The sequence below is a fragment of the Psychroflexus gondwanensis ACAM 44 genome, from assembly GCF_000355905.1.
Taxonomy (GTDB): Bacteria; Bacteroidota; Bacteroidia; order Flavobacteriales; family Flavobacteriaceae; genus Psychroflexus; species Psychroflexus gondwanensis.
The window spans coordinates 122,879-146,043 of sequence record NZ_APLF01000004.1 but is presented as its reverse complement, the minus strand read 5'-3'; the positions used below and the strand labels follow the sequence as shown (position 1 = coordinate 146,043).

The 23,165-nt window shown below is 36.3% G+C and carries 27 protein-coding genes; 18 read left to right on the top strand and 9 right to left on the bottom strand.

Translation table 11 applies throughout. From position 1 onward, the window contains the following. Nucleotides 1-16: 16 nt before the first annotated feature. The 7 genes from PGOND44_RS04405 (at nt 17) to PGOND44_RS04375 (ending at nt 4,491) form a co-directional block, all read left to right on the top strand. Nucleotides 17-799: an SDR family oxidoreductase gene (locus PGOND44_RS04405; RefSeq protein WP_003437153.1), complete on the top strand. Its 783-nt coding sequence runs from the start codon at nt 17-19 to the stop codon at nt 797-799. 68 nt (nt 800-867) lie between these two features. Then, nucleotides 868-1,305, top strand: coding sequence for a 3-hydroxyacyl-ACP dehydratase FabZ family protein (locus PGOND44_RS04400; RefSeq protein ID WP_003437150.1), 438 nt, complete (start codon nt 868-870; stop codon nt 1,303-1,305). Nucleotides 1,306-1,307: 2 nt separating this feature from the next. Next, entirely contained in the window at nt 1,308-2,594 is a 1,287-nt protein-coding gene (locus PGOND44_RS04395) for a beta-ketoacyl-[acyl-carrier-protein] synthase family protein (protein ID WP_003437148.1), read from the top strand. Further along, complete coding sequence (locus PGOND44_RS04390; RefSeq protein WP_003437146.1) at nt 2,575-2,805, top strand: hypothetical protein; 231 nt, start codon at nt 2,575-2,577, stop codon at nt 2,803-2,805. Before PGOND44_RS04395 ends, PGOND44_RS04390 begins: the two co-directional genes overlap by 20 nt. A 197-nt stretch (nt 2,806-3,002) precedes the next feature. Then, complete coding sequence (locus PGOND44_RS04385) at nt 3,003-3,257, top strand: acyl carrier protein (RefSeq protein ID WP_003437141.1); 255 nt, start codon at nt 3,003-3,005, stop codon at nt 3,255-3,257. After that, the gene (locus PGOND44_RS04380; RefSeq protein WP_003437138.1) at nt 3,254-3,778 is read left to right on the top strand and encodes a 4'-phosphopantetheinyl transferase family protein; all 525 of its coding nucleotides are present in this window, start codon (nt 3,254-3,256) and stop codon (nt 3,776-3,778) included. The genes PGOND44_RS04385 and PGOND44_RS04380 overlap by 4 nt, the downstream gene beginning before the upstream one ends. A 65-nt stretch (nt 3,779-3,843) precedes the next feature. Continuing rightward, complete coding sequence (locus PGOND44_RS04375; RefSeq protein ID WP_003437133.1) at nt 3,844-4,491, top strand: hypothetical protein; 648 nt, start codon at nt 3,844-3,846, stop codon at nt 4,489-4,491. Here the strand turns inward: PGOND44_RS04375 and recQ are convergent, their stop codons facing one another. Next, nucleotides 4,492-6,576, bottom strand: coding sequence for a DNA helicase RecQ (gene recQ / locus PGOND44_RS04370; RefSeq protein WP_003437131.1), 2,085 nt, complete (start codon nt 6,574-6,576; stop codon nt 4,492-4,494). An 81-nt stretch (nt 6,577-6,657) separates the two neighbouring features. Between recQ and PGOND44_RS04365 the strand changes: the two genes are divergently transcribed. After that, entirely contained in the window at nt 6,658-7,095 is a 438-nt protein-coding gene (locus PGOND44_RS04365) for an RrF2 family transcriptional regulator (protein WP_040555823.1), read from the top strand. A 71-nt stretch (nt 7,096-7,166) separates the two neighbouring features. Continuing rightward, the gene (locus tag PGOND44_RS04360) at nt 7,167-8,963 is read left to right on the top strand and encodes an SLC13 family permease (RefSeq protein ID WP_003437126.1); all 1,797 of its coding nucleotides are present in this window, start codon (nt 7,167-7,169) and stop codon (nt 8,961-8,963) included. On the opposite strand, the gene PGOND44_RS04355 is transcribed toward PGOND44_RS04360, so the two are convergent. The 6 genes from PGOND44_RS04355 to PGOND44_RS04330 form a co-directional block, all read right to left on the bottom strand. Beyond that, nucleotides 8,964-9,320 carry a DoxX family protein gene (locus tag PGOND44_RS04355; RefSeq protein WP_223810198.1) on the bottom strand — a complete coding sequence of 119 codons (357 nt, stop codon included), beginning with the start codon at nt 9,318-9,320 and terminating at the stop codon, nt 8,964-8,966. 9 nt (nt 9,321-9,329) lie between these two features. Beyond that, a complete protein-coding gene (locus tag PGOND44_RS04350) occupies nt 9,330-9,740 on the bottom strand; it encodes a DUF2752 domain-containing protein (RefSeq protein WP_003437121.1) in 411 nt (136 codons plus the stop codon). Between the two features lie 8 nt (nt 9,741-9,748). Further along, on the bottom strand, nt 9,749-10,054 hold the full coding sequence (locus PGOND44_RS04345; protein WP_003437118.1) for a CD225/dispanin family protein: 306 nt from the start codon (nt 10,052-10,054) through the stop codon (nt 9,749-9,751). Between the two features lie 67 nt (nt 10,055-10,121). After that, nucleotides 10,122-11,411, bottom strand: coding sequence for a glutamate-1-semialdehyde 2,1-aminomutase (gene hemL, locus PGOND44_RS04340; RefSeq protein WP_003437116.1), 1,290 nt, complete (start codon nt 11,409-11,411; stop codon nt 10,122-10,124). Nucleotide 11,412: 1 nt separating this feature from the next. Continuing rightward, a complete protein-coding gene (locus tag PGOND44_RS04335) occupies nt 11,413-12,261 on the bottom strand; it encodes a glucosaminidase domain-containing protein (RefSeq protein WP_003437113.1) in 849 nt (282 codons plus the stop codon). Then, complete coding sequence (locus tag PGOND44_RS04330; protein ID WP_003437110.1) at nt 12,258-13,196, bottom strand: 1-aminocyclopropane-1-carboxylate deaminase/D-cysteine desulfhydrase; 939 nt, start codon at nt 13,194-13,196, stop codon at nt 12,258-12,260. Before PGOND44_RS04330 ends, PGOND44_RS04335 begins: the two co-directional genes overlap by 4 nt. Nucleotides 13,197-13,271: 75 nt before the next feature. Between PGOND44_RS04330 and PGOND44_RS15660 the strand changes: the two genes are divergently transcribed. From PGOND44_RS15660 to PGOND44_RS04315, 4 genes are all read left to right on the top strand, one after another. Beyond that, entirely contained in the window at nt 13,272-13,439 is a 168-nt protein-coding gene (locus PGOND44_RS15660) for a DUF5522 domain-containing protein (protein WP_162138433.1), read from the top strand. Between the two features lie 2 nt (nt 13,440-13,441). Continuing rightward, nucleotides 13,442-15,466, top strand: coding sequence for a urocanate hydratase (locus tag PGOND44_RS04325; RefSeq protein WP_003437107.1), 2,025 nt, complete (start codon nt 13,442-13,444; stop codon nt 15,464-15,466). Nucleotides 15,467-15,468: 2 nt separating this feature from the next. Continuing rightward, a complete protein-coding gene (locus PGOND44_RS04320) occupies nt 15,469-16,005 on the top strand; it encodes a DUF4136 domain-containing protein (RefSeq protein ID WP_003437104.1) in 537 nt (178 codons plus the stop codon). A 97-nt stretch (nt 16,006-16,102) separates the two neighbouring features. After that, nucleotides 16,103-16,597 (top strand): GreA/GreB family elongation factor, encoded by a 495-nt coding sequence (locus PGOND44_RS04315; RefSeq protein ID WP_003437101.1) that lies wholly within the window; start codon nt 16,103-16,105, stop codon nt 16,595-16,597. Here PGOND44_RS04315 and PGOND44_RS04310 read toward each other — a convergent pair. Beyond that, nucleotides 16,594-17,244 carry an alpha/beta hydrolase gene (locus tag PGOND44_RS04310; RefSeq protein WP_040555790.1) on the bottom strand — a complete coding sequence of 217 codons (651 nt, stop codon included), beginning with the start codon at nt 17,242-17,244 and terminating at the stop codon, nt 16,594-16,596. The genes PGOND44_RS04315 and PGOND44_RS04310 overlap by 4 nt on opposite strands. Before the next feature lie 56 nt (nt 17,245-17,300). On the opposite strand from PGOND44_RS04310, the gene PGOND44_RS04305 reads away from it, so the two are divergent. From PGOND44_RS04305 to PGOND44_RS04285, 5 genes are all read left to right on the top strand, one after another. Beyond that, complete coding sequence (locus tag PGOND44_RS04305; RefSeq protein ID WP_040555788.1) at nt 17,301-18,323, top strand: glycoside hydrolase family 113; 1,023 nt, start codon at nt 17,301-17,303, stop codon at nt 18,321-18,323. A gap of 106 nt (nt 18,324-18,429) precedes the next feature. After that, a complete protein-coding gene (locus tag PGOND44_RS04300) occupies nt 18,430-18,849 on the top strand; it encodes a PaaI family thioesterase (protein WP_003437091.1) in 420 nt (139 codons plus the stop codon). Next, nucleotides 18,849-19,949 carry a chorismate-binding protein gene (locus PGOND44_RS04295; RefSeq protein ID WP_003437088.1) on the top strand — a complete coding sequence of 367 codons (1,101 nt, stop codon included), beginning with the start codon at nt 18,849-18,851 and terminating at the stop codon, nt 19,947-19,949. Before PGOND44_RS04300 ends, PGOND44_RS04295 begins: the two co-directional genes overlap by 1 nt. A gap of 50 nt (nt 19,950-19,999) precedes the next feature. Then, nucleotides 20,000-21,748, top strand: a complete 1,749-nt coding sequence (gene menD, locus PGOND44_RS04290) for a 2-succinyl-5-enolpyruvyl-6-hydroxy-3-cyclohexene-1-carboxylic-acid synthase (protein WP_003437085.1) — start codon at nt 20,000-20,002, stop codon at nt 21,746-21,748. Between the two features lie 60 nt (nt 21,749-21,808). Further along, on the top strand, nt 21,809-22,660 hold the full coding sequence (locus tag PGOND44_RS04285; protein WP_003437081.1) for a CvfB family protein: 852 nt from the start codon (nt 21,809-21,811) through the stop codon (nt 22,658-22,660). Here the strand turns inward: PGOND44_RS04285 and PGOND44_RS04280 are convergent. After that, the gene (locus tag PGOND44_RS04280; protein WP_236611964.1) at nt 22,653-23,102 is read right to left on the bottom strand and encodes a hypothetical protein; all 450 of its coding nucleotides are present in this window, start codon (nt 23,100-23,102) and stop codon (nt 22,653-22,655) included. The two genes, PGOND44_RS04285 and PGOND44_RS04280, sit on opposite strands and share 8 nt — an antisense overlap. Nucleotides 23,103-23,165 lie beyond the last annotated feature (63 nt).

The window sequence follows — 23,165 nt, the reverse complement described above, 5'->3', positions numbered from 1 at the left end:
TTATAATTGGATACCTATGCCACAGTCATCTCAACACAATTATGCTTTAATCCTTGGGGGAAGTCAAGGTTTGGGGTATGCTTCAGCCTTAAAGTTAGCTCAGCAGGGTTGGAATTTACTTATCATTCATAGAGATAGGCGAAGTGATTTTCAAGAAATCGAAGCTAGATTTGAAGAGATTAAGCAGTGTGGTGTAGAATTGAAAACCTTTAATTTTGACGCGATAAATTCAGAAAAGAGAAACGAATTTATCACTGAACTCCCAAAACTTCTAGGGGAATCTGGTAAGATAAAACTGCTTTTGCATAGCATCGCTAAAGGAAATTTGAAGGCGATGACAGGAGATTCACCTCTCAATCAGATGGATTTGCAAATCACCGCCAATGCTATGGCCTATAGTTTTTACGACTGGTCCAAAGCAATCCTTGAGGCCAGATTGTTTGCCGAACAGTCAAAATTATTAGCCTTTACTAGCGAAGGGAATCAACGCGTGTGGAAGCATTATGCTGCCGTTTCAGTAGCCAAAACCAGTTTAGAAACGCTCATGAAGTATATGGCAGTAGAGTTTGCTGAGTTTAAAATAACAGCGAATTGCATTCAAGCTGGAATGGTCGAAACTCAGTCTTTTAAAATGATACCTGGGCATGACGTTTTAAAAAATTCAGCTATTATACGAAATCCTTTTAAACGCTTAACTACGCCAGAAGATGTTGCCAATGTAGTCTATTTGCTGAGTTTAGAGGAGTCTAATTGGATTAATGGAACCGTCATCAAAGCAGACGGCGGGGAGAGCTTGTAATAACTTTGCATTGTAGAATAGGAGTTTTAAATTATCTGTGTAATTTTAATATTCAAAACTAAAATCTATTGAAAAACAAACTTATCTCTCAACTTCCTTATCAACACCCTTTTTTGTTTGTCGATACAATTGAAGACGTCTCTGAAGATTTTATAAAAGGCAGTTACACTTTCAAAGCCTCCTCTTGGTTTTATAAAGGGCATTTTAAAGATCATCCCATTACTCCAGGAGTAATTCTCACCGAATGTGCTGCTCAGATTGGCTTAGCTAGTTTAGGACTTTTCATACTTTCTCAAGATAAGAATTCAGACATAGGGAAGATTCGACTTGCAATGACCAGCACCAACATAGAATTTCTAAAACCCATTTTGCCCGATGAAAAAGTCATCATTGAAGCAGAGAAGATTTATTTTAGATTTAATAAGTTGAAGTCATCGGTTAAAATGTTTAATATCAATGGAGACTTAATTTTAAGAGGAGACATCGCAGGTGTTATTTTAATTTAATTATGAAGACACAAAGAGTAGTGATTACGGGTTTAGGAGTTGTGGCATCCAATGCTGTTGGGGTTTCCCCTTTTACGGATGCTATAAAATCTGGTAAAAGTGGAATTCAGTTTCATTCAAATTTAAAAGAGTTGAAATTTAGTTGTCAGATTGGAGGAATTCCTGAGATTTCTCAAGAGCTTATGGATACCTATTTTACCGCTTTGGAGCAAAGGGGTTTATTAGCTACGGGACTTATTTATGGAGGAATTGCTGGTCAAGAAGCTTGGGCCGATGCTGGTTTGGACATTACGGAGGAGGTCGATCCAGACTCAGGAATTATCTTTGGGACTGGAGTTTTAGGTGTAGATAAGTTGAGAGAAGCCTTTCACCGTATAGACCAAAAGCAAGTCCGACGCTTGGGAAGTACCAGTGTTCTGCAAACAATGGCTAGCGGGATAAGTGCTTTTCTGGGAGGTAAGTTAGGCTGTGGCAATCAAGTTACCACCAATTCCTCCGCCTGCACCACAGGAACAGAAGCTTTGCTAATGGGGTATGACCGTATTTCTTCAGGGAAGGCTAAACGAATGTTAGTCGGGAGTTGTAGTGACTCTGGACCTTATGTGTGGGGTGGTTTTGATGCTCTCCGTATTTTACCGCATCAGTACAATGATAGGCCAGAGGAAGCTTCGAAGCCTATGAGCGAATCTGCAGCTGGTTTTGTGCCTTCCAGCGGCGCAGGAGCCATGCTTATAGAAAGTTTGGAATCTGCTCTAGAAAGAGAAGCCCCCATTTATGCTGAAGTTTTAGGAGGTTGTATCAATTCTGGAGGGCAAAGAGAACAGGGGAGTATGACCGCGCCTAATTCTTCAGCAGTTAAAAGTTGTATTTCAAAAGCTTTAGTAGAGGCAGGAGTAAATTCAGAAGATATAGACCTTATTAATGCTCACCTTACCGCTACCGCTATGGATGCTACTGAAGTGCAGAATTGGTCTGAAGCCTTACAAAAATCCGGAAAAAACTTCCCTTACATCAATTCTTTAAAAAGTCATGTTGGACACGCCTTGGCCGCAGCAGGAAGTGTAGAACTCGTGAGTTCTATTTTGGAATTATCCCAAGGCTTTATATTTCCAAATTTGAATTGCGACACTATACATCCAAATATTTTGAAGATAGTCGATAAGGAGAAAATCCCTAGGACTTTACTAAAAAAGAACTTGAATATTATCGCTAAAGCTAGTTTTGGTTTTGGCGATGTGAACGCTTGTGTAATTTTGAAAAAATACAGTAATGGAGACAACTCAGCTTAAAAAACGGTTTTGGATATTTGGTGGGTTAGGAACGGGATTACTAGGTTTTGGACTCTCGGCACTCGTGGAAAGTGGCTTTATGAAACATAGTGATGCCGAAACTTGGAAGTGGGTTCTAGCAGGAACACTATCGCTTATAGCTATTATGACAGGAGTGAACTTTCTTTTTGAAAGTTTTAGGTGTAAGTTAAAACTGAGTTCTAAAAAATAAATGTAATCTCTTCTTTTTAATCTGAATATCAACTGTAGTGGCTTGATGGTTTCTGATTTAATCTCTTATTGTAAGTGTAATTGCTAGAGGTTTGCCTTGAAATTCCAAAATCAGTCTTCAACTATAAACCTTATGGGCTTCTCCCCATATCCTTGATTTACGAAAACTAATTTGTAAATTGCTTCCAAAAAGATCATATGACTGCTGAAGCAATACAGGATAAATTGAAGGTTATCGTTCAACCTTATGTCAATCATCAAGAAAATTTCGATAATTTGACATCCAAATCCGATTTTATAAACGATTTGCAAATCAATTCAGCGAACTTAGTGGATGTAGTGCTAGACGTGGAAGATGAATTCGATATCCGGATTGAAAATGACGACATGGAAAAAATGATTAGCGTAGAAGCGACTGTCAATGTGATTCAAAAGAAACTTAAAAGTAAGTGATTGGAAATGACATTGTAGACCTAAAGAAAGCTAAAACCGATTCAAATATCTTCAGACCTAGGTATATGGAAAAGGTACTTTCTCAAAATGAACAAAATTTAGTTTTATCAAGTCCAAACCCTGAACAAAGGTTTTGGCGGCTTTGGACTATGAAAGAAAGTGCCTATAAAGCCTTTCAGCGAGAACTTAATTTTAAGTCAATTTTCAACCCTTTTGCATTTTATTGTGAACTTATTGATTTAGAAAACGGTTTGGTTCATTTCGAGGGAAACTCTGTTAAAACAACCACCTTTAATAGCGAGAATTATATTTATAGTAGTGTCTCTTATTCAACGTTTACTCGATCACTTATCGCCAATTCAATGGAAGAACTTCTACAAAACTTGAGAATGGAATTTGGTGAGTCATCGCAACCAGAGTTATTAAAACTGAAGAACGGCCTTCCATTTATAAAGATTGTTTCTAAAATTATTCCTGTCTCGACAACTCATCATGGTCTTTACTTTGCCATTCAATTTTGAGGTTTTAAGAAAGAATTTTGCGTGTGGTATAATTTATGTACATTAAGATTAAGTATATTTGAATTATGAAAATCTTTAAAATCAGCTTCTTACCCTTTTTACTTTGTGTTGCTTTTATGGCGAATGCACAAAATCGCGACTTTCCTTCTCGTGGATCTGAAGTGATCAATAACCCAAAATTTAAGTCTTCAAATTCTTCTTCGGGAATGAATAGACTAGGTGTACCCAATAGAAGTAAAGTCAAAGATATTTTTGCTAAAAATGAAGAGGGTGTTGATTTTAAGGCTAAGACTCAGTTTACGAATCCTAGCGATATATGGACAGATAAACTGAATAGAAAGCCTGAGGACGAGAATAAAAACATGAAGGAAGAATGGGCTGAAGACATGAGTCTCGGTGAATTCGTGACTTCTTCAGATAAGATTGTTTTTATCTGTAGAGACCATATGATGTATGATGGAGATCGCGTACAGGTAAGGTTAAACGGTAAGATTATCGTAGAAAATCTACTACTCGAAAATGCTTATAAAGAAATTACTATTCCTATAGAAATTGGTTTCAATAAAATAGAGTTTATTGCGTTGAATCAAGGTGAAGCAGGTCCTAATACTGCAGAGTTGAAAATTATAGATGGTTCAAAAATGATATCTAGAAACGTTTGGAATTTGTTGACTGGTGTAAAAGCGAGTACTGTTATTGTTAGAAATAAATAATTATTTTTTAAGAATTGTTACTGCAAGCCTAATTTTTTCGTAACTCATATTTCCTTCTAGAGCTTCAAAAATCGGTTTTAGGGCTCCTTCGTAGTCTGTTTCTTTGAGGATATTTTCGACTTTTTTTACTTCGGAAGATGAAACCAGTTTACTTAAATCGATGGGTTTACCTTTTTCTACTAGAGTGCAGAGATGTGAAATGACTGTCGTCGACTTTAAATTTCTTGTTTTTGCAATTTCTTCAATGCTATTTCCATTTTTGAAAAGAGTATAGGTCTGCTCATAAGTTGAGGTTTTCTTTCTTTTTTTAATGTTGAATTTCTCAATGACTTCAATAAAGCTATCGGCATATTTTTCAGACTTTAAAGAATTTACACCGCTAATGGTTTTAAATTCATCTTCGTCAAGTGGCCTCTCTTTTTCTATTTGTTTTAAAGTGGCATCGTTAAAAACTAAGTAGGGCGGTATGTTTTCTTCAATAGATATTTGCATTCTCAATTGTTTCAACTGAGTGAACAAGTTAGAAGATTTCAAGGTTTGTTTTGGTTGTGAAGACGAAATCTGATCTTGTTTAGGTTTCGTTAGCCAAACCTGTTCATCTTCAAATAAGACCTTTTTGGCTAGTGGTGTAAACTCTAAAGCATTCCCTCTGTGAAATGCAATTTCTATATAGCCTAAATTAATAAGTTGTAAAATATAATGCTGCCAGTCTTTCCAGCTTATGTTGTCACCAATGCCATAGGTTTTAATATTTTGATATCCCTTGTCGTAGATCGCGGCATTTTTTGCCCCTCTCAAAATATCTATAATCATCCCTATAGGCTCTTTTTGTTTAGCACGCGCTACAGCAGAAAGTGCTTTTTGTGCTGTAAGTTTGGCATCAAAAAAGCGAGGAGGATTCTTACAAACATCACAAAACCCACAATTTTCTGTAAGGTGTTCGCCGAAGTAACCTAATAGAACACGCCTTCTACAGGAGGTAGCCTCCGCAAATTGTTTGATACGGTCCAGTTTAGCTTCCTGAACCTCTTGGTTCATACTATTTTCAATAAAGCGTTTGTATTGTATCACATCTGCATAAGAATGAAACATAAGAGCATTCGCCTGCAAGCCATCTCTCCCAGCACGACCTATTTCTTGATAGTAGCCTTCAAGGTTTTTAGGCATATTATAGTGTATCACCCAACGAACGTTGGACTTGTCAATTCCCATTCCGAAGGCTACTGTTGCACAAATAATTTGAGTCTTATCATAGACAAATTCTTCTTGAATTTTGGACCTCTCTTCAGATGCTAAACCAGCATGATAGGCCTTCGCTTTAAATCCCTTCTTTGTAAGATCTTTGGCTAATTTTTCAGTGGATTTTCTACTTAAACAATACACTATGCCAGCTTCATCTTTCCTTCTTAAAAGAAAGTTTTCAATTTGTTTGAGGCGTTTATCTGCAACTCTCACCTCAAGGAAAATATTTTCTCTATCAAAAGAAGAGAGGAAAGCTTTAGCTTTTGGGATCCCCAATTGCTTTAAAATATCCTTCCGGGTAGTTTTGTCTGCAGTTGCTGTTAAAGCAATGACGGGTGTGTTAGGTAAAGACTTTTTTAAAAATCCAAGTTGCTGGTAGGAAGGTCTAAAATCATGACCCCAAGAAGAGATGCAATGAGCTTCATCTACAGCAACACAACTGATATAAGTTTCGCTTAAAATCTCTTGGAGTCCAGATAAACTTTCTGGGGCTGTATAAAGCAGTTTTATTTTTCGGTTGGCTACTTTAGATTTAATCTCAAGTTGGACTTCAGGAGTTTGGGTAGAATTGTAGAAATCTGCAGGAATTCCATTGCTTCTCAATCCATCAACTTGATCTTTCATTAAAGCGATGAGTGGTGAAATAACTAGAGTAAGTCCCTCAAATTCTAAGGCAGGAAGCTGAAAACACATCGACTTTCCTCCACCAGTGGGCATCACGACAAGGGCATCTTTACCGTCTAAAACATGTTTAATAATTTCAGCTTGATCTTTTCTAAAACTATCGTAACCGAAGTATTTTTTAAGATGAGAAAGACTGTTTGCTATCACTTGAGAGGTCATGAAATGGATTTCGAAATTGAAATCGCAAATTACAATTTCAGTTCCATTTTTTTAAAGATGAATAATGATATATTTGTAAGAATGATTTCAAAAAAGACAAAATACGCAATTAACGCTTTGGTTTATCTTGCAAAGCGAAACGGAGAAGGACCTATTGTCATTAGTGAAATTGCTGAAAAAGAACATATTCCCAGAAAATTTTTAGAGTCTATTCTACTTAATCTAAAAAAGGCTGGGGTTCTCGCTAGCAAAAAAGGAAAGGGCGGTGGTTATTATCTGTTACAAAATCCAGAAGATATTAACTTAGCTGATGTGATGCGTCTTTTTGATGGGCCTATCGCTTTTCTTCCCTGTGTGACCTACAAATATTACGAAAGGTGTGAGGAATGTAAGGATGAAGAAACCTGCGGAATAAGGGATGTTTTTTATGAAGTAAGAAACAAAACTGTGGAACTCCTCAAGAAAGCGAATCTAGCGGAAATCATCAAAAGAGAACGTCATTTAATTACCGATTTATAGTTGAATCTATTTTTTTACAAATAAAGTCTATAGATTTAGTAGACTATTCTATATTTGAACAAAAAAAATAAATGACCACAGCTGCAATTATAACTATTGGTGTCATTGTTCTTGCAATTATTCTTTTTGCGACAGAAGCCTTACCTATAGACCTTGTTGCTATTTCTATCATGATTATTTTGGTAATAGGAGGAGTCATTACGCCTGAAGAAGGGGTAGAGGGCTTTAGTAACAAAGCAACCATTACTGTGGCCTTTATGTTTGTATTGAGTGCAGCACTTCTCAAAACTGGAGCTTTACAAGTCCTAGCTCATCGGTTATCAAAAATTTTCCGATATAAATTCAATGCAGGAATTTTGATGATGATGTTTATGATCGCTATTATTTCAGCATTTGTGAATAATACACCGGTCGTTGCAGTCTTTATTCCCGTGGTTATTCAAATTGCCCATGCTTCGGGGCAAAGTCCTTCCAAAATGCTTATACCTCTCTCTTTCGCTTCCATTTTCGGTGGTATGTGTACTTTAATTGGGACTTCTACCAATATTTTGGTGAGCGGGATAGCTGAAAAAGAGGGCGAACAAGCTATAAGTATGTTCCAAATGACTCCCATTGCAGGGGTATTACTTGTTGTAGGTGTGGTGTATATGTCGATTTTCGGTATTAAATTATTACCTAAATCAAGGCGTTCTAAAGATTTAAAATCCAAATTTGACGTCAATAATTACATCACTTTAGTCGAGTTGTTATCCAATTCATCATCCATTGGCAAAAAAATTATGGACTCCGAATTGGTGACAGAATTCAATATAGATATTATTGAAGTAAGGCGAAACGGCAACTCATTTACTTTACCTCCAGGTGATTTTGAATTAAATGAAGGTGATATCCTGAAAGTGAAATGTGATGTAGAAAAGTTGAAATCCCTAAAAGGAAAAACAAAAACTTTAGCAGTGTCTCCCTTAAAAATAGGGGATAGTGATCTATCTGGTAAGAATTCAGCTTTGGTAGAAATGGTGATTACCTCCTCTTCAGAAATTCACGGAAAAACCCTAAAAGAGCTCGATTTTAGGAGGCGCTATAGAGCTATACCACTGGCGATAAAGCATAAAGAAGATATTAAGCATGATGATTTATACGATGTTAAACTGAGCGCAGGAGATGTCATTCTGGCCGAAGTAAAATCACATTATGTCAAAGAACTAAATAAATTAGAAGCTGGTCAAAACACACCTTTTGTTCTTTTATCAGAAAATCATATCACAGAATTTGATAAAAAGAAATTTGGTATTGTGATAGGTCTTATTTCCATTATGGTTGTTTTAGCGAGTCTTGGAATTTTAGATATTATGGTAGGGGCCATTTCAGCTGTTATCATCCTTGTTTTGGCTAAGATTCTTAGCATGAAAGAAATTTATGAAGCTATCAACTGGAAGATAATTTTCTTATTGGTTGGAGCGCTTAGTTTAGGTTTAGCTATCAATAAAACAGGTCTTGACTTGTTTATCGCAGAAGCGTTGGTAGATCAACTTGCGCCCATGGGAATTATTGCGGTGATTTCTGGATTGTATTTAGCTACCTCTCTGCTAACGGAAGTCATGTCCAACAATGCCTCTGCAGCTCTTATGACCCCTATTGCGATAGCTATCGCGCATACCTCTGGCGTAGAAGTTTTACCTTTTTTGGTTACGGTTATGATTGCTGCTTCAGCTACTTTTATGACACCCATTGGTTATCAAACCAATACCATGGTCTATAGTGCTGGAAATTATAAATTCAAAGATTTTTTTAAAGTAGGGATCTTTTTGAATTTTTTATTCTGGGTAATTTCAAGTTTTATGATTCCTTGGTACTTTAATTTGGTTTAATTAAACTGAAATTAGCAAGGCATAGAATTGGTAAGAGACAAACAAATTAAGTAGCGCAAAAAATAAAGAAGGAAAGGATTGTACGAAGCTGTCTTTTATTTTTAGCCGGACTCCAAATCCAAGACTCATTAAAACGCTAAGACCCAAAGCAGCAGAGAACCCTAAAATAGGATTGAAATAAAATCCATAACTCAGGCCACAAGCTCCTAAGACTTGAAAAAATCCAGTGATTTTCCTTTGCCCCTTAGATAAACCAAAACGTTCAAATTCTTTATACATGGTAGGACTATAAAAACATCCTAGTCCATAAAAAAAGAAAGAAACGCTTATAAATAAAACTAAAATCTGTAATACCATCATATAGGATCAAGGAGCCAAAATAATGAATGGATCCATCGGGATATTTCTCAAAACCCAAAAACTCAACACAACTACCAATATGACCCATGGCGCTGCGTTATGATAAAGTATGTTTTTAACTGTGTTTTCCTTTTGAAAACTATTATGGAAAAATACATAAAACTTATAGAAAATAACCAAAAGAGCTAAGATTATAAGAAAATTATGTTGGATGCCTACCCATAAATTTCCGTGGAGCATTTCATGAAAAGCACGTTGGGATCCACATCCAGGACAGTACAAACCGGTAAAACTATAAAAGGGGCATTTTGGGAAGTAGGCAAAAGACTTTGGGTTTAAATTAAAATAAAGCATACCCAAGGCTAGAATCGCAATGGGTATGCTTATTTTTTTAAGAATTGATATGCTTTTCTTCACTTATGCTTTTAATTATAATTTTGCATCTCTTCATTATAAGCATCCAAAAAAGCTTCACCCGCAAATACAAAAATAAATAATGCATAAGCGATCACAATGACAAGTCCAACGATAAGGGCAACAATCCACCATGTTTTCGCATTTTTAGAAGACTTTTCTGCGCCTTCGTAATCTCCTGCATTATACTTTGTGTTAACCTGAGAGGCATAAACAATGCTTACAATTCCCGCTGGTAAACAGCATAAAATAGTAGTAATGATAGCCAATGCCAAATGGTTAGAGGGCATTGGTGGTTTAGTTTGGTTAGTTTCCATTAGATTAGATTTTTATTTTGATAAAATTAACATTTAGTCAATAATATCCTAAGCATTTTCAAAAAAATTATTTTAACTCATGGACAAATTCAGAAAGTGCATTGACGGTGTGGTCTATATCTTCATAAGACAAAGCATCATTTAAAAAATAACTCTCGAAGGCACTAGGGGGCATATAGACACCTCGGTCCAGCATCCCATGAAAGTAGGTTTTAAACTTAGGGTTATTTCCATGAGCAGCCGTTTCAAAATCGACGACAGGTTCCTTGCAGAAGTGAATAGAAATCATAGATCCTATTCTGTTGATTTGGTGATCAATATTAGCGTCGTTAAGCACCTTGGCCATGCCTTCATGTAAATATGCAGTCTTTTTATCAAGGCTTTCAAAGATCTCTCTATTGTTGTTCAGCTCTTTGAGCATGGTATACCCTGCCGCCATAGCCAAGGGATTACCACTAAGAGTACCCGCTTGATAAACTGGGCCGTCCGGAGAAAGATGATTCATGATCTCTGATTTTCCAGCGAAAGCCCCAACGGGTAGACCTCCACCTACAACTTTTCCAAACGTCACAATATCGGCTTCAACTCCCAATAATTCTTGGACACCTCCTGGTGCAAGCCTAAAGCCTGTCATCACTTCATCAAATACTAGCAAGATCTTGTTATCATCACAAATCTGTCTCAGACCTTCAAGAAATCCTTTTTTGGGAAGAATACAACCCATATTACCGGCGACAGGTTCTATAATAATACAAGCTATGTCTCCTTTATTTTCTTTTACTAGCTTTTCAACGCTTTCTAAATTATTGTAATCTGCTAACAGAGTATCTTTTGCAGTTCCTTTGGTAACTCCTGGAGAATTTGGTTCACCAAAAGTTACGGCACCACTTCCGGCTTGGATGAGAAAGGAGTCACTATGTCCGTGGTAGCATCCTGCAAACTTGATGATTTTATCTTTTTGGGTATACCCTCTCGCCAACCTTACGGCACTCATACAGGCTTCAGTACCACTATTGACAAATCGAATCTTATCAATTCCTGGAACCATATTCACTGCAAGTTTAGCAATCTCAGTTTCTAGAGCAGTAGGAATACCGAAAGATGTTCCGTCTTTTGTTCGCTCCACTATTGCTTTAACAACAGCTGGATGCGCATGCCCAAGAATCATAGGGCCCCATGATGAGATATAATCAATCAGTTTGTTATCGTCTTCGTCATATAGATAAGCTCCTTTAGCTTTTTTTACGAAAATAGGATCGCCACCCACAGCATTGAATGCTCTCACAGGAGAATTCACACCCCCTGGAATGTACTTTTTGGCTTCATTAAACAATGCACTACTTCGTTTGTAAATCATATTATCTTGTTTTTACTTTTAATTCTTGACCAATTTGGATGTGGTCATGCTTCAACCTATTAATTAATTTTAATTCTTCAACAGTTAAGTCAAATTTTTCAGAAATATTATAAAGTGTATCCCCTTTTTTGACGAGATAGAATTCTAAATCGCTATTTGAAACCCTCTGTGGCTTCGGTAAAGGCATATCTGCATTTTTTCCTAACACTTCTTTATCAAACTCATTAAGGTTATACCGTTCAATGAGACTTATCAATTTTTGAGGATATCTAGGGTCTGTTGCGTAGCCTGCACGTTTTAATCCTCTAGCCCAGGAGGTGTAATCATCGCTCTTATAATCAAACAAAAAAGCATACCGATTTCTTTCAAATAAAAATAAAGAATGATCTCTGAAGGAATATTTGGGGTCATTGTATTTTCTAAAACATTCTTGAGCCTCATCATCATCATGATAGACCTTCTCGCCTTGCCAGCCGTTACATTTTATCCCGAAATGATTGTTAGAGCGCCTTGTGAGCGGGCCATTTCCAGATCCAGATTCCAGAATTCCTTGAGCAATCTTAATGCTCGCAGGGATGCCGTAGAGTCTCATTTCTTCTTGGGCAACACCCGCATAATCGTATATGTAGCGATCGACTGGGCTTAAGCTGGCAAGGTCTATTTCAGCTTCAGAAACCACCAAGTCTTCTGTTCTGTCTACCTCTTTATTCTCCTTTGGTCGAGGATCGGCTCTAGGGACTTCCCTGGAAGCCTCGGTCTTTTTAGATATTGTTGCTACAGATTTTTTTGAAGATCCACAGGATGATATTAAAATCACTAAGAGGATATAGAGGCTGGTTTTTAGTTTCATAAAAGGGTAATGGTTTGAAGTCCTTTTTGTTTTAAACTACGGTTCATACCTTCAATTCCTTGAAGGCCTCCCGTATGAACTGCTAAAATACGAGTATTTTTGGAAAAAAAGCCTGAGTCTATTAATTCAAAAATGCCGTAAAACATCTTTCCAGTATAAATGGGGTCCAGTTGAATTTGATATTTACTTTGAAAGGAATTTATGAAGTCTATCAATTCTGAATTTACTTTAGCATAGCCTCCAAAATGAAAGTCGGTTTGAAGAGACCAATTGGATTTTGAAGTCCATCTGGAGATCTCATTTTGAAGGAAATCTCCCTTCAAAGCAGAAAAACCTAAGACATGTTGATGAGGTTTTGAGGCCTCTATAAGGCCAGCAACCGTTCCGCCAGTCCCCGCCGATGAACAAATGACATCAAAACTGTCATCTTTTGCAGTTAATATTTCAGTGCAGCCTTTTATAGCTAATGCATTAGAGCCTCCTTCTGGAATGCTATAAATTGATAAATCTGACTCAAAGAGGTCTTTGAGGCTTGGAATACCTTCTTTAAGCCTGTAGTCTTTTCTGGTTACAAAAACCAACTCCATGTTTTTTTGGTATGCAAAATTAAGCGTTGGATTACTGGCGAGTGTTTTCTGCAAATCTTCTCCTAGTTCTTGCCCACGTATAATTCCGATAGACTCTAAACCGAGAATATGACAGGCTTCTGAAGTTGCCGCAATGTGATTTGAGTAGGCTCCACCAAATGTTAGGATTTTAGTAAATCCTTCATCCTGAGCTTTTAAAAGATTATATTTAAGCTTTCTAAATTTGTTGCCCGAGACTATAGGATGAATTAAATCTTCTCGTTTCACAACTAACTCAACGCCATTAAATTTTCCAATAAATTGGTTGGGCGATGAGAAATTTTTAGAAAAAAAAGACGTGGAAGTCATAGGTAGATTCAGAATAAAATTCAAAATTACAGTCTTAAATTCAATTTGTAGTCTGGTTTATTTAAATTTCTAGTAATGATTAATTTTAAAAAGCAATTACCCTTGGAAGAGGGTGACTATTACATAACAAAAGAAGGCTATAGGTGCTTTACGGAACAGTACCACCTCAAGCGAGGTTACTGTTGTAAAAGTGGTTGTAGACATTGCCCATACGGTTACAAAAAGGGAAGAGATAATTCATAGATATGACGTTCAGCGAAGAAATTTTAGAAGGAATACCATCACAATTGCCATTACCAAGAAATTATGATAGTGCTCTCAATCACGCCCCGAAACGAAAAAAATGCCTAACGGCTTCAGAAGAACTTCTTGCCCTCAAAAATGCGCTAAGATACTTTCCACAACACTTCCATAAAACTTTAGCAAAAGAATTCAAAGAAGAGTTAGAGTCTTATGGCAGGATTTATATGTTTCGATTTAAGCCAACTTTTGAGATTTATGCTAGACCAATTTCAGATTATCCAGGCAGAAGTCTTCAAGCTAAGGCTATTATGCTTATGATTCAGAACAACTTAGATAAGGCAGTCGCTCAACATCCCGATGAATTGATTACTTATGGAGGCAACGGGTCAGTTTTTCAAAATTGGGCTCAGTACAGGTTAACTATGAAATATTTAGCAGAAATGACAGATGACCAAACTCTGGTCATGAATTCTGGTCATCCACAAGGGCTCTTCCCTTCTAATAATTCAGCACCTAGGGTAGTGGTTTCTAACGGAATGACTATTCCCAATTATTCTAAACCAGAGGACTGGGAAAGGTTTAATGCCCTTGGAGTTTCCCAATATGGACAAATGACAGCAGGAAGCTATATGTATATAGGCCCTCAAGGCATAGTTCACGGGACGACGATTACAGTTTTAAATGGATTTAGAAAAATTAATAAATCTCCAAATGGAGGATTGTTTCTAACCTCTGGCCTTGGGGGAATGAGTGGAGCACAGCCTAAGGCTGGTAATATAGCGGGTTGTGTGACAGTCTGTGCCGAAGTTAACCCAAAAGCTATACAAACACGACATGAGCAAGGTTGGGTAGATGAGGTTATTGATGATTTGGATTTTTTAGTCCAAAGAGTAACTCAAGCAAAGAAAAATAAAGAAGTACTTTCAATTGCTTACCAAGGAAATATCGTTGAAGTCTGGGAGAAATTTGAAGAACAAAATATCCACATCGATTTAGGATCAGATCAAACTTCGCTTCATAATCCTTGGGCAGGCGGCTATTATCCCGTTGGATTCAGTTACGAAGATGCCAACGAACTGATGGTAAATTCACCTGAAATTTTCAAAACTGAAGTTGAAAACACCTTAAAACGTCATGTTGATGCTATAAATACTCATTCAAATCGAGGGACTTACTTTTTCGATTATGGGAACGCTTTTTTGCTGGAGGCTTCTAGAGCTGGAGCTAAAGTTCATAAAAATGATAAAGGACAGCGTGTTAGTTCAAGAGATGCAGAATCAAATTCAAAAGAGTTTGCCTATCCTAGTTATGTTCAAGACATCATTGGACCTATGTGTTTTGATTATGGGTTTGGCCCTTTTAGGTGGGTTTGTGCTTCAGGACAACCCGAAGATTTAGCGAAGACAGATGATATTGCTACTCAAGTTCTAGAAGAGCTTATAAAAACCTCCGAGAAAGATATACAACTACAAATGCAAGATAACATTACTTGGATAAAAGGAGCTCAAGGCAATAAATTGGTAGTAGGATCTCAAGCGAGAATATTATATGCCGATGCAGAAGGGAGAATGAAGATTGCAGATGCTTTTAACAATGCTATTGCTGAAGGTGATCTTGGTGAAATTATTTTGGGTAGAGATCATCACGATGTTTCTGGAACGGACTCACCGTATAGAGAAACTTCAAATATTTATGATGGAAGTAAATTTACAGCAGATATGGCAATTCAAAACGTAATAGGAGACAGTTTTAGAGGCGCGACATGGGTGAGTATACACAACGGAGGAGGTGTAGGTTGGGGAGAAGTTATCAACGGAGGTTTTGGCATGTTACTTGATGGTAGTATAGAAGCAGGTAAGAAATTAAAATCTATGCTGCATTGGGATGTAAACAATGGTGTAGCCAGACGATCTTGGGCTAGGAATGAAGGTGCAGAAATCGCTATAAAAAGAGCTATGCGTCAAGAACCTAAGCTAAAAGTAACCTTACCGTTTCATGTAGAAGATTCAATATTAAAAACACTATAATCATGAAAATTTATAAACGCCTATTGCTTTTTTTAGGAATTATGTCTATAATGTCATGTTCGTCAGTTAGAGTCGCAACAGATTATGATAAAGAAGTAGATTTTAAAATGTATACGTCTTTTGCTTTTTTTAAACCTGGCATAGACGAAGCTAAAATTTCTGATTTAGATAAAAAAAGAATTCTAAGAGCTATAGAAAGAGAATTAGAGGCTAAGGGCATGTTTAAAGCTTCCAATCCAAACTTACTCATAAGTATCTTTACAGAAACCAGAGAAAATGTAAATATTCATCAAAATAATTTTGGTTATGGATGGGGATGGAATCCTTATTTCTGGGGTCCTGGCGGAAATAATATAGTATCAAGTAATGTAGAAGGAACGCTGTATATCGATTTTATTGATGCTCGAAAAAATGAATTGGTTTGGCAAGGATTAGGAACGGGTATTTTGAGCCTTGATATGGAAAAGAAAGAAGAAAAAATTAATAAAATAGTAAATAAAATCTTGGAGGAATATCCTCCAGAAAGAGACCAGAAGTAAGTTCATGGTTGTTTATTTAGTTTGTTAGATAAAGCTGTACAGAGTGAAAATTTCATTTTGTACAGCTTTATTGTTATATTGAATTCAAATATATATTATGAGTAGAGGATTTGTAAAGGAAAGCGATCAAGAGGAACCGCCTGTAATACCACCAAGAGCCTCCTTGCCTGATGGTGTGACCAATTACGTTACTCCTCAAGGAAAAGAGATGCTCAGAGAAGAAAAAATAAAACTAGAGAAACAAAGAGCCGATCTTAATATTCAAGACGATACCGAGCGAAGACGAGAATTGGCAGTGATTGATGGAAAATTAAAGCTGCTCAATGAAAGATTAAATAGTGCACAAGTTCTAAATCCAGAACAACAAAATAAAAGCGAAATTCGGTTTGGTGCGACTGTAAAGTTCAAAATGAACGGTTCCATTCAAGACTTCAAAATTGTAGGAGTGGATGAGGCCAACATCAAAGAAAAGAAAATAGCCTTTACCTCACCACTAGCAATAGCGATGACTTCTAAAAAGGAAGGAGATAATTTTGAATTTAAACTAGGCCAAGATTCTCGGCCTATTGAAATTTTAGAAATTAATTATTAGAGATTTATAGCGCTAGCTACTTTCTCAAGACTTGCTTTATGCATTTCATGTTTGCCTTCAAATTTCAGAATCTCAGCAGGGTTAGGGAAAATAGTAGAAGCTATTTTAAGTTGAGTTTGGATTTTCTCTTCGGTTAAATACCCATCTTTTGATCCATAAATAATACTGGTTTTTAATTCTGGTAAATAGTTAAAATCTTGTGCATCAAATTCATCGGGAATGCTTCCAGAATGAAGAACCAAATGATCGCAAGTTATATGGCGTTGAGCCATCCACCGTGTCACGACCGATACGCCTTGGGAAAACCCCATCAAAATTATATTTTTATCGGTGGGAAGAGATTCTTTGGTAAGGAGTGCATCTAAATAATTTAAGATATTTTCTGTATCAAGCTCTCTGTTTTCTTTGGTAAGCCAAGAGGCTCCTATATATTTATAGGCTTTGGTTTGGTAGTATTTAGAAGGAGCCTGAGGGGCGATGATATAATTTTCTTCTGGATTTAAATCCTCAAAGTAACTAATGAAATACTTGCTCAAAAAGCCAATTCCATGGCAGGCTATCCATATATTTTGTGTTTTATTGGTTAATTTATTGAGGGTAGAGTAAGTATTGGTTGTTTGGTAACTCACTTGATTCTGATGACTCATTCTTGTTTTTTTTTTCTCTTTATAAAAATCAAAGTAATTGATTAATTTCGCTTTACATGAGCTATCTGAGACATTATTTTTCAATTTTCTTTATTTTCTATCTTGGATGTTCTTCACTTCACTCCCAATTTAAAGAAAACACACAGATAAATGGAATAAGTATGGTAGCCTCCAGAAATGCCATCACTCAAAATCATGCGAAGGCAATAGTTCATTTAAATTCTAATTTCGTAAGTGTTATGCCTTATGCTTTTATGCCTAAACTCTCTCAACCAGAACTTGTTTTTGATACAAATAAACAATGGTTTGGTGAAACCATGAGTGGTATCAAAGCAGATATCGAAACGCTACAGGCTCAAAAGTTAGGAGTGATGTTAAAACCTCACATTTGGGTTTGGAATGGTAATTTTACTGGAGATATCAAGATGTTTTCTGAAGAGGATTGGATTCAGTTTGAAGACAATTACAAAAAATACATTTTAGCGTTTGCACATCTAGCTGAATCTATGAAAGTTAAATTGTTTTGTATTGGTACTGAACTAAATAGCTTTGTAAATCAAAGACCTGTGTTTTGGTGTTCGCTTATTGATGAAGTCAAATCTGTTTATTCTGGTGATCTCACTTACGCAGAAAACTGGGATACGTATACCGAAGTTTACTTTTGGGATAGTCTAGATTTTATAGGTATTGATGCTTATTTTCCCATTTCTAATTCTAAAACTCCTGGTTTTGAAGAGGCTTTTTTGAAGTGGGAGATTTTAAAAGAAGATCTCAAGGCCTATTCTAAAGATTTTCAAACACGAGTGTTATTCACAGAATACGGATATAGGAGTATAGATTTTGCAGGAGAGAAGCCTTGGGTTTCTAAAAGAGTGGAAGATAAGTCAAATGAAAATGCACAACTCAACCTGTTAAAGGCTTTACACCAAAGCTTATGGAAAGAAGATTGGTTTGCTGGTGGATTTTTATGGAAGTGGTTTCCTTACTATAATTTAAAATCAGATCGACATCGAAATCGGTTTTCTATACAGGGGAAAAAATCTGAAGCCTATCTCAAAGAATTTTATGCTGACCATTAAATCGTTTTTTAACGTTTTATGGAAGTTATAAAAGTATTTTAAAATCGACTTACTTCTAGTAAGCAATGAATTTCCTTTTGTAATTTTGAATTCTGATAAAGCAATCATGAATAAAGAAAAGATACTCGAGCAGTGCAATGCTTATAATAAGAATACGTTAATGGAAACTTTAGATATCACTTACGTTGATGTAGGTGATGATTTTTTGGTGGCTAAGATGCCTGTAACACCAAAAGTACATCAACCCGATGGAGTTTTACATGGCGGTGCTATGGTAGCTTTAGCTGAAAGTGTTGGGAGCGCAGCTTGTTTTGTTTTTTTGGATACCAAAAATTTTATGATTCGCGGTTTAGAAATTTCTGCTAATCATGTAAGAAGTTTGAGTAGTGGAGACGTATTTGCAACAGCCCAGTTCATCCATAAGGGAAGAACAACTCAGGTGTGGGACATCAAACTGAAAGATGAAGAAGGACGGCTTATTTCTGCTGTAAAGTTGACTACAATTGCTTTACCAAAAGCGAAATAATGCAAAAACTAAAAGAAGATATACAGAAACAATGGGCTTCTAACTTGCCTTTCGTCGCCTATCATTCTCCAAATTCTGGAGAGGTGAGTTGTTTTTTTCAAAAGGAAGCTGGTTTACGTTACCTTCAGAATTATGAAGAGTCTGGATTTATCTTTTCACCTTTTGAAGTTAACTCTCGGCCCATCTTTTTTTCTGAAGAGAACTCTGATGTTCTTAAGTATGAGCTCATCGATGCTGAAATAGATTATGTGTCTAAATTCAGCCTAAAGAATACTCTATCCGATAAGAATAAATACATAGATTTGTTGCAGCACACCATTACAGCAATTAAAAACGAGGAATATAAAAAAGTAGTGGTTTCTAGGGTAATGACCCAGGATTATACTTTGGAAAATCCACAAGAGTTGCTTTTGAAGTTAATACATTTTTATCCAGAAGCTTTTACTTATGTCTGGTTTCATCCAGAAATAGGCTTATGGGCTGGAGCTTCACCAGAAATATTTGCCAAAACGTATAGGACCAAATTTGAAACGATGGCTTTAGCTGGAACAAAGCGAGTAAATGAAAATCGGGAGTGGACACAAAAAGAGCTAGATGAGCAGCAGATCGTAACCGATGAAATCGTGAGTGCCTTGGAAAATCACACCCAAAATGTGCAAGTTCATCCTAGAACAACCGATCAGGCTGGAGATTTGTTTCATCTTAGAACAGACATTTCAACAGACTTAGACTCTTCCAAATTGGGTTTAGTCTTAAAAGATTTACACCCCACCCCAGCTGTTTGTGGTCTTCCCAAAGCAAAGGCTTACAAATTTTTAAAAGAGAATGAAGGCTATGATAGGCAGTTTTATACTGGTTTTTTTGGAGAATTAAACGTGGCTAAGCAAACACAACGATCCAAGAGAACTAGAAATCAAGAAAACCAAGCTTACAAATCAATTGTGAGAGCCTCCAATTTATATGTGAATTTGAGATGTATGAGTTTTAATTATGGAAAGGTGCATGTATACGTAGGTGGGGGAATTACTAAAGATAGTATTGCTGAAGAAGAATGGACCGAAACGGTCAATAAATCTAGGACGATGTTAAAAGTGCTATAAGAATTTGAATAACCTTAAGGTATAGGCATAGTTCCTTGTATTTTTGTATCATGAAGCAGATTTATTCTTCAATTCCTACAGCTCAAATTATAACAGAACTTTGTGTAAAAAATCACATCGAACATGTAGTTATTTCTCCTGGTTCTCGCAACGCCCCACTCACTATTACACTTGCTCATCACCCTAAAATAAAAGCCTATAGCATCGTTGATGAACGTTGTGCCGCTTTTTTTGCTTTAGGAATGACTCAGCGTTTCAATACCCCAGTTGCGGTAGTTTGTACTTCAGGCTCAGCTCTTTTAAACTATTATCCAGCTGTATCAGAAGCTTTTTATAGCAATTTACCTTTGGTAGTGATCTCTGCAGATCGACCAAAACACCTTATCGACATTGGTGATGGACAGACTATAAGACAAACAAATGTCTTTAAAAATCATATCCTCTATTCTGCTAATCTTAAAGGAGACTTTCATAATTCTGAAGATAAATCTGTTCATGATTTTAATGCTAAGGAAACACATAAAGCTTTACAGACTGCTATTCTAAAACAAGGTCCTGTTCATATCAATGCCCCATTTGATGAGCCCTTGTATCATAAAGTTGAGAAATTGAACGTTAAGATTTCTAGTCAGGATGCATTTAATCTGGAGTCGGTTGAATTTGATAGTTCTGCATTTGCGAAAGCTTGGAATTCTTCTAAGAAAAAATTGGTCCTGGTAGGGGTAAATCTTGATGAAAAAATAGACATAGAGGTTTTGAAGTTGTTGTCTGAAGATCCTTCGGTTATTGTGATGACAGAAATTACCTCCAATATCTCCGATGCTAATTTCTTTACGAATATCGACTCAATACTGGCTCCAATAGAGCAGGAGTCAGATTCGGTTTCGCTTTTTGAAGCTCTGCAGCCAGAAATGCTTATTACCTTTGGCGGGTTGATTGTCTCTAAAAAAATAAAGAAATTTTTAAGACAATACAAACCAAAACAGCATTTCCATATCGATCCAAGAGAAGCAAATGACACCTTTTTTTCCTTGACCCAGCATTTTGAAACGTCGGTGAATTCCTTTTTTAAAATTGTAAGGCCTAGCTTAGATGAAGTTCATTCTTCCTACTTTGAATCTTGGAATGCTATTAAGTTAAAAACCCTAGAGTATAGAGAGATTTACAAGCAACGCATAGAATTTACAGATTTTGCTTTTTACTATAGCCTTTTTGAGACCTTACCTCAAGATGAAATCGTTCATTTCGCCAATAGTTCAAGCATTAGGTATGCTAATTTATTTGATTCTAAACGTCCTATAAAGACCTTCGCCAATAGGGGAACTAGTGGAATAGATGGCAGCACCTCTACAGCCATAGGTTATGCTGTAGCTAGTCGAGAACCAACCACTTTGGTAACTGGAGATTTGAGTTTTTTTTACGATTCTAATGCGCTTTGGAACCAGTACATCCCAAAGAATTTCAAAATTATTCTCTTGAATAATGCTGGCGGCGGAATATTTAGAATTCTACCCGGTAATAAAGAAGAGGACTATTTTGAAAATTTCTTTGAGACCACCCATCAGTTTAATGCTGAGCATTTATGTGCTATGTATGGCATAAACTACGTAACTGCACACGATCAAAAAGAGGTAAACAAGGAGTTACCCGCTTTTTTTGAAAGAAATAATAGTCCACAACTTATTGAAATCTTCACCCCTCGATTAAAAAATGACAAAGTCTTATTGAGTTATTTTGATTTCCTAAAAAATAATATTGATTTCAAGTCTGTGCTTCAACCTAAATCTTTAAAGTCTTAGTGGCGGCTTAATTTATAAGCAAGCTTAATTTTACTTACTTTTACAAATAAATTAAATTTAATGTTAGACTTAGGCGTAAAGCATACCTTAACGATTGATAGAGACACCCCTCCAGGATTGTTTTTAATACAAGATTCTACTGAAGAAGAGGTTCTTCTCCCCAATAAATACAAACCAGAGCAGTTTGAAATCGGAAATCAGTTGGAGGTGTTCGTCTATTTAGACTTCGATGAGCGTCCAGTAGCGACAACCTTGGAGCCTAAAGTGATGTTAGATGAATTTGCTTTTTTGAAGTGCGTCGACAGTAATGATTTTGGTGCTTTTTTGGATTGGGGATTAGAAAAACATCTGTTTGTCCCTCACATCGAGCAAGCCTACAGAATGGTAGAAGGTGAGCATTATTTGATATTCTGTTATTTAGATGAGCAAACCAACCGTCTAGTCGCATCGAGTCGTGTCAATAAATTTGTCGATAATTCTATCCTTACTGTAGAGCATTTTGATGAAGTAGATTTGATTGTGACTAATCCTACAGATATGGGATATAATGTCATTATTAATGAAATTCATTCAGGGTTACTATATAAAGATGAAGTCTTTCAAGAATTAAAAACTGGAGATAAACTCAAAGGGATTATCAAAAAAATAAGACCTGATAATAAAATAGATGTCTCTCTTCAACGCCCAGGTTATAGGGGTATTGAACCAAATGCCGATAAGGTGATGGAGGTTCTTCAAGCAACAGAGGATGGTTTTCTTCCTTTACATGATAAGTCCAATCCTGAGCAGATATATAATACGGTTCATCTGAGTAAGAAAGCTTTCAAAAAAGCTATAGGAACACTATATAAAAACAGGCAAATTACTATTGAAAATGGAGTTGGTATCTATATTAAAAAAGAAATTATCTAAAGTAAAATCCCGTTCCTGAAGATCTTCTGTAAGGCGATAATTGATAAAACGGAGATATAAATCGATATTGGTCCCCTAAATCTTCATAAGCAGAATTTTTGAGTCTATGGAGATCTGAATATATAGGTTGATTGTGATATGAGGGAGCCCAAGGTGAAGACGAACTGTTGTCTATTTTTGGTTTGAAATTACCAAACATAGCAGTTTGTCTTTCTACAAAAGAAAATTGTTGCTCTTGTTGTTGCTTAGCTCTATAAGCTTTTCTGTTCGCTGCTTCTACCATATTTATTTCTGGCCTTGAAGAAAAGGGGTCTTTAAAAATATTGACTTCAGGTAAATTAAACTGCCTTCCCACTGTTCTAAGGCTAAAAGGGTCTTCAGTAAAACTTAAGGATGTAATTAGTCTAGGCTCAAACATGTCAAAATCAGATTGAGCTTTCAAAAAATGAAAGCTTAATACGAAAGTGGCAATTAAAAAAAGCTTTGAGAATTTCATACTTACAAT